The sequence below is a fragment of the Pontibacter akesuensis genome, assembly GCF_001611675.1.
GTDB lineage: Bacteria > Bacteroidota > Bacteroidia > Cytophagales > Hymenobacteraceae > Pontibacter > Pontibacter akesuensis.
The window spans coordinates 3,721,058-3,733,821 of sequence record NZ_CP014766.1 but is presented as its reverse complement, the minus strand read 5'-3'; the positions used below and the strand labels follow the sequence as shown (position 1 = coordinate 3,733,821).

Here is a 12,764-nt window from a genome sequence, read left to right as displayed (position 1 = left end):
GCGATAACATGGACCTGTCTGTGAAGCCGGGCGATGACTTTTACCAGTACGCCAGCGGTGCGTGGCTGAAGAACAACCCGGTTCCGGCGAAGGAGACCCGCTGGGGAAGCTTTAACCTGCTGCGCGACTTTAACATTAAAGCCGTACAGGACATCCTGAAAGAAGCTGCCGCGAACAAGAAAGCCCCTGCCGGATCGGTTGAGAAGCGTGTGGGCGATTTTTATGCCGCAGGTATGGATAGCGCGACGATCGAGAAGCTGGGTTACACGCCCATCAAAGCAGACCTGAAAAGAGTAGGCGCTGTAAAAGACGTGAAAGGCGTGCTGAACGAGGTGGCAACGCTTAGAACCACAGGTGCCGGATCGCCGATGTTCGGCTTCTACGTAGGCCAGGACCGCAAGAACGTGGAAGTGATGATTCCTCAGTTCAGCCAGGGCGGTACTACCCTGCCAGACCGTGACTATTATCTGAAAGACGATGCGCGCAGCCAGAAAATACAGGAAGCGCTAAAGAACTATATCACCACCTTGTTCACGTTAACAGGCGTTCCGAAGGCGAAAGCACAGCAAAACGCAGAGACTGTTTTCAACCTGGAGAAGAAAATGGCCCAGGCGCAAATGGCCCGCGTGGAGATGCGTGATCCGTACAAAACTTACAATAAGTTTGCCGTTGCCGATTTCAGCAAAACCACGCCAAACATCGATTGGAAGCCGTTGATGGCCAAGATGAAGGTAACCGGACAAGATACAGTGCTGGTAAACAACCCGGCCTTCTTTAAGGAGTTGGATGGCCTGCTAAAGAACACGCCGGTAACCGACTGGCAAACATACCTGCAGTGGAACGTGCTGAAGTCTTCGGCGCCATACTTAAGTTCTGCTTTCGTAGACGCGAACTTCGCTTACTCGCAGGCATTGTCTGGCCAGAAGGTACAGACACCGCGCTGGCAGCGTATGTCGTCTCTGACTGACGGCACTATCGGCGATTTGCTGGGGCAGCTGTACGTGAAGAAGCACTTTAAGCCAGAGGCGAAAGCCAGAATGGAAGAGATGATCAGCAACCTGGTGAAAGCATACGAGATCCGTATCAACAACCTGGATTGGATGAGCGCCACAACCAAAGAGAAAGCACTTGCCAAGCTGCACGCCTTTACACCAAAAGTTGGCTACCCGGATAAGTGGAAGCCATACGATGGTCTGGCTATCAACCGCAAAACCTTCTTCCAGAACGTGCGCAACGCCGGCCAGTGGGGCTACAACGACATGATCAGCCAGTTGGGCAAGCCCGTGGACAGAAGCAAGTGGGGCATGACGGCACCTACGGTAAATGCCTACTACAGCCCGGTGATGAACGAGATTGTGTTCCCTGCGGGTATCCTGCAATTCCCGTTCTTTGATCCGAATGCGGATGATGCGGTGAACTACGGCGGTATCGGCGCGGTGATCGGCCACGAGATCTCTCATGGCTTTGACGACTCTGGCAGCCAATACGACAAAGACGGTAACCTGCGCAACTGGTGGACAGAAGAGGATCGCGCCAGATTTGAAGAGAAAGCTGCTGCGCTGGTAAAACAGTACAATGCTTATACAGTACTGGACACGGTTCACGTGAACGGTAAGCTGACGCTGGGTGAGAACATTGGTGACCTGGGTGGCCTAAGCGCTGCGTACGAAGCCTTTAAAATGACCGAGCAGGGCAAATCAAACGAGAAGATCAACGGCTTTACGCCGGATCAGCGTTTCTTCCTGGCCTGGGCACAGGTTTGGAGAGGCAATATCCTTCCTGAGGCTGCTGCACAGCAGATCGTGACGGACTCACACTCTCCTGGGGAGTTCCGTACCATTGGTGCGCCAGTGAACATGGATGCGTGGTACGAAGCGTTTAACGTGAAGCCAGGCGACAAGCTGTATATAGCGCCGGAAGACAGAATCAGACTCTGGTAAGTATGGCCCGGTTAAAATAGAAAAGCCGCTCAGCAGAAATGCTGGGCGGCTTTTTTTATCGTGTCTACTCTGTCTCCAAAACAAGGCTGACGTAAATCGGAAAATGGTCTGAGCCAAAGCCAGACAGCCGCTCCAGCTCCATCACGCTGAACTCGCCTGAAACATAGACATGGTCCAGCGGCCAGCGGAAAATCGGGGAGTGGGCGTTAAACGAGTTGTAGAGCCCCCTCCCTACGCGCACATCGCCTAATCCGCTCCTGATCCCAAACAAACGGTTTGTCTCCGACCAGGCCACATCATTGAAATCGCCGGCTACCACCACCGGGAGGCTTCGCTGAGCGAGCATATCCCCTACTTTCAGCAGGGCCACTTCTTCTTCATTTACTTTTCCGGGCAGTTTGCTTGGCACAGGCGGCACCGGATGCATGGCGTGCAGGCTGAACAGCGCTCCGCCCGGTAGCCTGACGTTGGTATGGATTGAGGGCACATTCTCGTAGTTCAGGAACTTTATCTTTGCCTCTTCCAAAGGGTATTTGGAGTAGAGGGCCATGCCGTAGGTGTTATCCAGCGGGTAAATAACCCGGTAGGGATAGGTGCCGGACAAGGCGGCTAATTGGTCTGTCCACCACTTGTTCGTCTCCGTGGCTAATACCAGGTCTGGATCTGATGTTAGGATGATCTCCAGCAGCGCCTGGGCCTGGTCGTTCTTCATCCACACGTTGGCCAGCAGCAAGCTGACCTTTGCCTGTTTTGCGGTTGCAGGAAGTATGGCATCGGGCACCGTTTTCTGTGCAAGCGGTGTGTAGGGATAGATGTAGAGGGCCTGCAACAAAACACTTACAACCAAACCGCCCGTCAGCAGCCAAAAGGAAAAGGTTCTTTTACGCGCCACAATGAACAGCAGCAACAGGCAAATTAGCAGTGCCACAAGTACCTGCACCCTCGGAAAATCGAGCACCTTAAGGTACCACAAAGGCACATTGTACAGCAGCGAGGCCATAGTCAGGAGTATGAGCAGGACGCTTGCCAGCAGTACCAGGTAGAAGAAAAGACGTTTTACAGCGTGCACCAGCAAAGAGTTGCAAGAGGCCTCAGTGCCTCCTGTCACACTGCTTGCTTACGGAGCAGCCGGAGCAAGCGTTCCTGAAAACGCCCACCGGCTGCCTCTCCTGCTTTAGAACGCACCTGTGGGTACGGCTGCCTTTTATTTCACCTTCACTAGCCGCATCAGGTCCACCATGGCCTGGTTTGTTTCTCCGTTCATGTTCTCGTTGTGCGGCTCAAACGTGAGGGAAATGGTGTGGCGGCCTTTCTGCAGCGGTACCTCCACGGCATTCGTGTAGCCCCAGTTGCTCCACTCGTCAGTGCCGCGCTGTGGCAGCACAATGGTGCCCACAGCCTCTCCTCCTTTTTTCAGGGTACGGATGGCAGCCTTGTTTTCGGTGTTGATCGGGCCGTTGCCGTTGGCATAGCGGAAGTCGATGGCGTAAGTTCCTGCTTCCGGCACCACCACGTCAACTTTTATACTTGAGTTTCGTTTTTTGCTGATCTCCACAAAGCTACTGCCGGAGTAATCGCGGTAGGGCAGACTGGCTTTAGGCGCCGATTTCTCCAGCTCATACACCAGTTTATACTTGTCCGGCACCACCACCACCGGCTCACTGCCAAAGGAGGTAACGCCCTTTTCGTCCACGGCCAGCACCATGTACTCGGCATAGCCCGCAGGCTTTACGGCCAGGCTTGTATTTTGCGTCTTCTCCAGTTCCTGCCCGTTCTGGAATACCTGGTAAGCCACGGCTCCGTCAACCGCTGGCCAACGTAACGTGCCTGCACTGTAGGTTACCTTCGGCGTTTCCGGCGAAGTATAATCAACCGTATGGTTCACCTCTCCTCCTACCGTGTTGTTCGCCAGTTCAATTACGATAGTATGGCTGCCCGTTAGGGTAGCGGGAATCTCCGGGTTTTGCAGCGGTTTACCATCCATGGTGATGGATTTGATCTGGTTGCCGTAGCCGTTCATTTCGATGTTCAGCACAGCATCCCTATACTTGTAATTTGTGAGTTTGCGGTTGCCGGCGAAGGCCTCCGGCACGAAGGGTTGCAGCACCAGTTTGTCTGCCCTAAAATCCATCCCGAATAAAGCCTTGTACACCATACTTAAACTGCCGGCCAGGCTCCAAAGCATGTTGCTGGAGTTAATCTGTGTTCCGGCATAATCGCCGTTAGCGGCAACAAAGTTCTCCTTGTTTGTCAGGAACAGGGCGGCGGGGCGGTAGATGGCGCTGATGCTCTCGGTCAGGGCTTTCTCGTTACCGGCTTTGGCCGCGGCCAAACTCCAGTACGACTGCACAAAGGGCCAGATGCCGTTGTTGTGGTAAGGCGGAATGCCTGGAATCTGGGGGTAAATGCTTGGAATGCCAAAATCAGTAACAGGCGTGTTGGCTACGATGGTTTTGCTTCGCTCAGCGTCAGCTACGCCAAACAGCACACTTAGCGCCTCCCCCAGCGCCTCTGCCCGTGGCGAAAGAATCATATAGTTTCGGCCGTACAGGTACTGCCCGTAATAACCCTTTTCTTCCTGCCACAGGTGCTCGTTCATACCTGCTTTAATGCGCTGAGCCACCTGCGTGAACATCGCTGCACTGGCTTTATCGTTCAGCAACTCGGCCATACTTGCCGCCACCATGTTGGCTTGGTAATGGACCGCGTTTGTGCCCAGGTTTTGGGAGGTGTAGATATCGGCGGGTTGCATCCAGCGCGGGTACGTCTGCTCGCGCCAGTCCAGGAAAGAGGATTCACCCCGCACTAAGCCCGTTTCCGGATCATACGCGTTCTTGTAATCATCTTCCAGGGAGTTCTTGATGATCTGGTAAGTGTTTCGTAGCCACTCCTGATCGCCGGTGGCCTTGTATACTTCCCAGGCCGCCACGGCCCAGATCATGCGGTCCGTGGAAACAGGGTACGCGCCACCTGTGCCGGTATCCTGCACGATGCGCCCGTTTTTCACTTTACGCAGCAGGCTATACTTCGACACCTGCGGCTGCAGCTGCGCCATGGATAGAATAATACTGTAGCTAATATCACGCGTCCACACGCCCGCCCACTCCTTGCCTGTCCGGAACGTGCTGTCCGGCTCCACGGCATTAATCATTTCTTCGATAGCCAGGTTATAAAGCGCATCGGCCACCGGGTAGTCAGACTGATACTGCGGGAAAGCCGACACATCGCGCGACATTTTCCATTGCTGGGCAATCAGATTCTCCTCGCGGCTGGCATTCATCGGCAAGGTTATATCATAGATGCCATCGCCGTCGGCATCGGTCAGCTGCATCTCCTTCTTGCCGCCGAGGTTATCGAAGTCCCAACTCAATGGGTCGTTGCTACCGGCAATGAACACGCCCTTGAAATCCTCCTTATAAATTTTGTCTCCCGTAGGCGAAGTATAAAAACCCTGCTTCTCAAACGCCTGCAGTACCGGGCGCATGTCCAGCCGTACCTTCATGGCGGCATCAGGCGCCAGGTACACATTGTTCGGTATGGCGGTGGTGTCGCTATACTGCTTTCCGAAAGTAATCACCGGTGTTTCGCAGTTTTTGCTGAGGCAGTTAAAGTGGTGATCCACGCCAGCTTTCATCTCGTTATCGCGCCCGTTGATGGCGAACTTAAAGGTGATACGCGGGTTCTGAAATTCATTTGCCGGACTCTGGTAGTTGGAATTCAGCTCCGTGGGCGAAAGCACCCGTGCCACATGCTCCCCCTGCACCACGCTGTCAGGGTAAATAGTGTAGGCCTCAGACTGCCAGATGGGGTTTGCCGAACGCGCTGCCCCTGAATGTTGAACACTGCCTGTTGCCGCGGGCTTCTGTGTTTGGCAGCTGCTAATGGCCAGCAACGAGAACAGTATACTTGATTTTATAGGAAGTGATTTCATTCAAGCTTCATTTTAGAGCCCCAAGATAACCATCTAACCGCTGCTATACTAGCTTCAGCACGTTTCCTTCCTACACGGCAAATGTCCGGATGATGCACCAATCGAACGAAGCCTGCGTATGAATTCCTACTATGGCAGAGCACTCAGCAGACAGCAAAGACTACTACACCCTCACGATTGCAGAAATAAAGGCAGAGGCCCCCGATTTCAAAACGTTCCTGCTTGCGCCGGACAAACCACTGAACTACAGTGCCGGGCAATACCTGACGCTGGTACACACCGATGGCTTTAGGGAGGAGCGGCGTTCCTATTCCATCACTTCCTCCCCGGCATTGCAGGAGCCGCTGGGCATTGGGGTAAAGCGCATCCCAAACGGGTTTTTCTCCCGAAAGCTGGTGGATGAGGCACAGGTGGGCGATGTGCTGTACGCCGCCGGAGCCGCGGGCCTCTTCGTGCTGCCGGAGGACATGCAGCTGTACCGGCACGTTTTTTTGATTGCCGCCGGCAGCGGCATCACCCCTGTTTATTCGCTGCTGAAAACGATTTTGCACACACAGCCCCACCTGAGGGTCACGCTTATTTACAGCAACCGCACACCCGCCCACGCCATCTTCCGAAAAGAGTTACAACAGTTGGCTGATGCCTTTCCGGACCGGTTTACCACTGAATTCCTGTACAGCAACTCTCCAGACCTGGTGCGGGCCAGGCTCTACCGCGACCTGCTGCTTCAGTTCCTGCGCCAGCATGCCACCGCGGCACCCGAGCAAATCCTGTGCTATCTCTGCGGCCCCTTTAACTACATGCGCATGTGTTATTACGCCCTGCGCCAGGCGAACGTGCCGCAACAGAACATCCGTCGCGAAAACTTCAACACCAGCAAAGTAGCCGTGGCGCAACAGCCACCGGACACGAGGCCGCATCGGGTTACGCTTTACTCAAAAGGCAAAGCGCATGCGTTAACCGTGCAGTATCCGGACACCATTCTTCGGGCCGCCCGAAAAGCAGGTTTGCCCATGCCCTATAGTTGCGAGGCTGGCAAATGTGGCAACTGCACGGCACGTTGCACCAGCGGTAAAGTATGGATGTCGTACAACGAGGTGCTCACCGAGAAGGACCTGGCAAAAGGGCTCGTACTGACCTGTGTGGGGTATCCGGTGGGTGGTGATGTGCAGCTGGAAACTCCCTGACAGCCCCTGCCTACCCATTGAGCTTACGTTAAGTATGAGGGAGCCTCTCCGGGTTTATACTTGGGCAAACCTTTTTATACTTTGAAGATTACATTGCTCCACCACTCAGCCTAAAGCTGAAAACCTGCGGCAGGCGCTTTTCTCCAGCTTGAATTTTGTACCTTTAAGCCTGCAGCAGCGCCTGCTACCATCTGGAACATAAAACAAAAAACTATGAGTTCTGAAGTACGCAACTTAGCGCCCAAAGCACTTTGGGAGAATTTCGCCGATTTAAACGCTGTCCCGCGCCCCTCTAAAAAAGAAGAACGGGTGATCCGGTTCATGAAAGAATTTGGCCGGAAACTAGGGCTGGAGACACTGGAGGATGAGACGGGCAACGTCATCATTAAAAAGCCTGCCACGCCGGGCATGGAAAACCGCCAGACCGTCGCCATGCAAAGCCACCTGGACATGGTACACCAGAAAAATAACGATACCGCGTTTGACTTCGACACGCAGGGCATCGACATGTACGTGGATGAGGACTGGGTAAGAGCCCGCGGCACGACCCTCGGCGCGGACAACGGCATTGGCGTCGCTACCATCATGGCTATACTTGCATCCAAAGATATTCCGCACCCTGCCATCGAAGCGCTGTTCACCATCGATGAGGAAACAGGCATGACGGGTGCCCTTGGCTTGAAAGGCGGCCTGCTGGATGCCAGCATCCTCCTGAACCTGGATACTGAGGACGACCGTGAACTGACCATTGGCTGCGCAGGCGGCGTGGACGTGACGGCAACAGGCACCTATACACAGGAGGCAACACCGGCAGGTATGGCGGGCTACAAACTAATCGTCAAAGGCCTGACCGGCGGCCACTCAGGTATGGACATCATACTTGGCCGCGGCAACGCAAATAAGCTGGTGAATCGCCTGCTGCACAACGCGGTGAAGCAGTTCGGCCTGAGGGTTAGTTCGATTGATGGCGGCGGACTTCGCAATGCGATCCCAAGGGAATCCTCGGCAATTGTTGCGGTGGCTGTAGGCGACAAGGATGCGTTCGAGAAGTATGTGGCCACACAAAAAGCCATACTTGTAGCCGAGTACAAAGCCACCGATCCGAACCTGCAGATCGTGTTAGAAACGGCAGACGCCCCGGATCAGGTAGCGAACGAAGCCTTTACGCTTACCCTGCTGCGCGTCATTTATGCTACGCCCAACGGTATCTACCGCATGAGCCCAGAAATTGCAGGCCTGGTGCAGACATCCAACAACGTGGCGCGCGTGGAAGTGAAGGATGGCAGCTACAAAATCCTCTGCCTTACCCGCAGCTCTGTAGACTCAGAGAAAGAAGACCTGGCCACTGCCATACAGGCCACGCTAGAGTTGGCTGGAGCCGAAGTAACTTTAAATGGCTCCTACCCTGGCTGGGCGCCTAACCCAGACGCGTCTATCATACAGTTAATGAGCGATTTGTACCGCAGCAAGTTTAACAGCGAACCGGAAGTAAGCGCCTGCCATGCCGGATTGGAGTGCGGTATACTTGGTGCTAATTATCCGGGCATGGAAATGATCTCCTTCGGACCAAACATCCGCGGCGCTCACTCCCCTGACGAGAAAGTACAGATCAGCTCAGTGCAGAAGTACTGGGATTTCCTGCTCGACACCCTGCAGCGTATTCCGGAGAAGGTGTAATGCGTAGCACGATGCATGTATCACGAACTTAAGTATAGAATCATTATTCATTTAAAAGAAGAGGGCCGTTCAAGTTTGAACGGCCCTCTTCTTTAGGTCTGTTTTTACTAAACCCTTTGTCTTAAATCGTGTGTCGTGCTACTTGCTACCAAAAAACTAGCTATTAAACAGCTGCTCGTAATACTCATGTGCCATGCGGTTCGACTCAAACTGCGGTACCACGTTGCGCATACTCTGCTTCATGATGTACAGCCAGCGTTCGCGGTCGCGGTAGTAAGTTGGCACTATCTCGTTCTCCAACAGGTTCATCAGGTTGTTATAGTCCTGCTCGTCCTGCCGCTCGTCAGGCATGGTGGTATCCACAACAGGCAGCACGTAGCTGTTTTCCCCGTTTCGGGCATACTCTGGCAACCAGCCGTCCTGCACCGACACGTTCACGGCTCCGTTCATAGAGGCCGTCATGCCGCTTGTTCCGGAGGCCTCGCGTGGGCGACGCGGCGTGTTGAGCCAGATATCACATCCCTGCTTCAGTTTGCGCGACAGCTCGATCTCGTAGCCCGTCAGCACCGCCACGTTGTCCAGTACCTGCGACATTTTAACCAGCTTGTTGAAAATATTGATGGCGCCGTAATCGAATGGGTAAGGCTTTCCGGCCCAGATCACCTGCACCGGCATCTCCTTATTCGAGATCAGCTTCATGAAGCGCTCCATGTCGCGCACCAGCAAATCAGCGCGCTTGTAAGCGGCAAAGCGGCGCGCCCACACAATTGTCAGCACATCCGGCCTGAAAAGCTTTCCTGCCTGGTCGGCCACCTCTTTAAACATCACGCGTTTCAGCTCTTCCTTTCGCCTGGTCATGGCTGCGTTATCATCCCGCTCCTGTGCATGCCACAGCTCCATATCCGTCCAGAAGTTAAAGTTCTGCGCGTTCGTAATGGCCTTAATTTCGCAAACGCCCTCGTTTTCGTACCACATATCACGCGATACCTCGCCATGCAGCTGCGAAACGCCGTTGGCCACCTTCGCCAGGCGCAGGGCTGCCAGGGTATGGCTGAACATCTGCCCGTGCATGCCCGTCAGTTCGCGCACCTCCTCAATAGAAGCGCCGTTAAAGAAGCTCATGTCATCGAGCAGGTGGATGTCGTGTTCCTCGTTGCCGGCTTTCTCCGGCGTGTGCGTGGTAAACACCAATCGCTTGCGGATCTCGCTTAGCTTGCCGTATACTTCAAACAGGCGGAAAGCCAGCGGCAGGGCGTGCCCCTCGTTCATGTGGTAAATATCGGAGCCGCCCAGGGCCTCCACTACTTTCGCGCCGCCTATCCCCAGCACAATGCTCTGCGCAATGCGCGCACGCTGCTCCGGATCGTAGAGGTGATGCGTGATGGTGCGGGCCAGGTGGTCGTTTTCTGGAATGTCGGTGGTGAGGAAGTACATTGGGATGGTGCCGAACACCTCCGGCTTCAGCACCATGGCCTTTACCAGCACCGGGTGCTCATCCACCAGCACACGCACCGTAATTCCAGAGTCCTCCAGAAAAGAGTAGTTCTTCTCCTGGAAATGCGGGCGCATGGTCAGGTCCTCGTTGCGCTGCTGGTCGTAATAGCCATACTTCCAGAGCATGCCGATACCGATCATGTTCTGCCTGAGCTCGTAGGCGCTGCGCATGTGCGAACCTGCCAGAAAGCCGAGGCCGCCGGAATAAATCTTCAGCGCCTGGTCAATACCGAACTCCATGCTGAAGTAAGCTACTCTCTTTTTATACTTGTCGTTAATCTCGTACGGGTGATACCACCTGCTATACTCGGATGCCATATATATTCTGTTTAATTGTAAAATGACTGAAACCACGCATGATTCTCTCCTTCAGCGGGATTCAGGAACGCGCCAAACTTAGGCACGCAAGTAAAACGTACGCAAGTATGGCTAATTAGGATCGTAAAGTTAACAACAACTGGCTATCAGGCACCATGACTTGCAATAACAAAATCCGGTAGTACCTTTGCAGGGCACAGAGGGCGAATGGAGGGAAAAAAATATTAGTTCTCAAAATTAGGAACCAAAAGAACCTATTTGTACCTTTGCCTTGTTCTTACTAGAGAACAAGATAAGTAGCATGATAAACCTAACCGAAAAGCAACAGGCGCTGATAGAGCAGATTGGTGTATTCCAGGAGAAAAGTGGAATGCAACCAGCGGCAGGTCGCATCATTGGCCTGCTTTACGTATCGGACAAGCCCGAGCTCACTTTCGACGAGATCCGCGAAACCCTGTGCATCAGCAAAAGTGCCACGAGCAATGCCTTAAACCTCCTGCAACAGCTAAACCGCTTAGACTATATCACCTTTAACGGAGACCGCAAGCGTTACTTCCGGTTGAACTTGGGCAGGTGGCGTGAGCTGGTGACAAAGGAAATCGACAACATCACTGCCTTCTCAGAGACACTAAACGAGGTAGTGGCCCAGCGATCCTCAAACACACCAGAGTATAACAAAGACATACAGGAGCTGGCAGATTTTCTTAAGTACTTGAAAACGGAACTACCGGGCCTGCTGCAGCGGTGGGAACAGCAGAAATAAAAAAATTTACCCTTTTTAGTTCTCTAATTTCAGAACTAACTAATAATAAATAAACAATTCAAAACAAAATATACCGTGATAAAAAAGTTTTTTATAGTAGGAGCGCTATCGCTGTTTCTGCATCCTGCTTTTGCACAGGGGCCTGTACAAAGCAGCCGGGGACAGGAGCTTACACTACAGGAAAGTATAAAGTATGCGCTTGAGCACAATGAGGACATTCAGAAGGCATCCTATGATGAGCTTGGTGCGAAGTACCAAATCAACGAAGCCAGAAGCGCCGGGTTACCGCAGGTGGATATAAAAGGAACAGCGGTAAGAACCCTTGAAAAAACAATGATTGCGTTACCAGCTGACTTCAACCCAGAAGGTACAGGTCCACTTATTAAGCCAATGGGCACAGACAACACTGTACAGGGTGGTATATCAGTTTCTCAGCTGCTGTTCAGCAAATCATACTTTGTGGGGCTGAAAGCCGCTAAAAGCGCCGGAGACCTGTACCGTATTCGCAAAGAAATGGCTACCGAAGATGTGATTTACAATGTAGGCAGCGCTTTTTACCAAGTGCTGCAAACCGAGGAGCAGTTTAACAGCATCAACGCCAACTTAGATAAGCTGAACCAGCTTGAAAAGATACTAACACTGCAGTACAAAAACGACCTGGTTAAAAAGGTGGATGTAAACCGCATAAAGGTGAACAAGATCAACCTGGAGAACCAGAAGGCAAACCTGGAGGCGGCCTATGTGCAGCAGCTGAATGTACTGAAGTTCTTCATGGGCATGCCGCTCGATGAGCAAATAGCCTTGCAAGGCACTGCTGAAGAGGTATTGCTGGAGCAGCTGCCAACACTGGGCACGGCTGGCGAAGCAGCCACAGCGCGTACTGAGCTTAGGGTTCTAAACAAGCAAAAAGAACTGAAGGCGTATGAGATTGAAAACATCAGAGCAGGTTATTACCCCTCTCTGAGCGCCTTTGGCAACTACAACTATCAGTCGCAGTACGATGGCCAGATGATTGGAAACTCTGATGCCATGTGGTCTCCGAACTCACAGGTAGGTTTACAGCTTAACATACCTGTATTCGACGGCCTGCGCAAGAAGGCTCAGGTACAGCAGCGCCAGGTGGAGCTAAAAAAGATGGATTTGGATATCCAGCAATACAACAAGAACACACAGGTAGAGCTAAGCAATGCCCTGAGCCAGTTGAGTACCAGCCAGAACAACATTAACGCACAGGAAGAAAATGTGCAGCTAGCTCAGGAAGTGTACGACATGACCAACCAACTCTATAAGGAGGCGCTGGCACCGCTTAGTGACCTGCTTGATGCAGAAGTAAGCTTGCGTGTGGCCAAAACAAATCTGAATAACGAGAGACTAAAGTATAAAATCGCCCAGCTGGATTACCTGCAGGCAGCAGGAGAATTAGAAATATTAGTTAAATAAGATATACATCAAAA

8 protein-coding genes are annotated in these 12,764 nt (G+C 52.9%); 5 read left to right on the top strand and 3 right to left on the bottom strand.

Annotated elements, in window-relative coordinates; all coding sequences use genetic code 11:
- Positions 1 to 8: 8 nt before the first annotated feature.
- Entirely contained in the window at positions 9 to 1,940 is a 1,932-nt protein-coding gene (locus tag A0W33_RS15720) for a M13 family metallopeptidase (RefSeq protein ID WP_229802327.1), read from the top strand.
- A gap of 64 nt (positions 1,941 to 2,004) precedes the next feature.
- Here A0W33_RS15720 and A0W33_RS15715 read toward each other — a convergent pair whose 3' ends face one another.
- Complete coding sequence (locus A0W33_RS15715) at positions 2,005 to 3,048, bottom strand: endonuclease/exonuclease/phosphatase family protein (protein WP_229802317.1); 1,044 nt, start codon at positions 3,046 to 3,048, stop codon at positions 2,005 to 2,007.
- Positions 3,049 to 3,144: 96 nt separating this feature from the next.
- Positions 3,145 to 5,871 carry an alpha-L-rhamnosidase-related protein gene (locus A0W33_RS15710; RefSeq protein ID WP_068839059.1) on the bottom strand — a complete coding sequence of 909 codons (2,727 nt, stop codon included), beginning with the start codon at positions 5,869 to 5,871 and terminating at the stop codon, positions 3,145 to 3,147.
- 131 nt (positions 5,872 to 6,002) lie between these two features.
- On the opposite strand from A0W33_RS15710, the gene A0W33_RS15705 reads away from it, so the two are divergent.
- Entirely contained in the window at positions 6,003 to 7,058 is a 1,056-nt protein-coding gene (locus A0W33_RS15705; protein WP_068839058.1) for a ferredoxin--NADP reductase, read from the top strand.
- Positions 7,059 to 7,271: 213 nt separating this feature from the next.
- Positions 7,272 to 8,735 (top strand): aminoacyl-histidine dipeptidase, encoded by a 1,464-nt coding sequence (locus tag A0W33_RS15700; RefSeq protein WP_068839057.1) that lies wholly within the window; start codon positions 7,272 to 7,274, stop codon positions 8,733 to 8,735.
- A 156-nt stretch (positions 8,736 to 8,891) separates the two neighbouring features.
- Here A0W33_RS15700 and glgP read toward each other — a convergent pair whose 3' ends face one another.
- Complete coding sequence (gene glgP, locus A0W33_RS15695; RefSeq protein WP_068839056.1) at positions 8,892 to 10,547, bottom strand: alpha-glucan family phosphorylase; 1,656 nt, start codon at positions 10,545 to 10,547, stop codon at positions 8,892 to 8,894.
- A 301-nt stretch (positions 10,548 to 10,848) separates the two neighbouring features.
- Between glgP and A0W33_RS15690 the strand changes: the two genes are divergently transcribed.
- Together A0W33_RS15690 and A0W33_RS15685 are read left to right on the top strand one after the other, a co-directional pair.
- Positions 10,849 to 11,310: a GbsR/MarR family transcriptional regulator gene (locus tag A0W33_RS15690; protein WP_229802315.1), complete on the top strand. Its 462-nt coding sequence runs from the start codon at positions 10,849 to 10,851 to the stop codon at positions 11,308 to 11,310.
- Positions 11,311 to 11,385: 75 nt separating this feature from the next.
- Positions 11,386 to 12,750 (top strand): TolC family protein, encoded by a 1,365-nt coding sequence (locus A0W33_RS15685; protein WP_229802313.1) that lies wholly within the window; start codon positions 11,386 to 11,388, stop codon positions 12,748 to 12,750.
- The last annotated feature ends 14 nt before the right edge of the window (positions 12,751 to 12,764 follow it).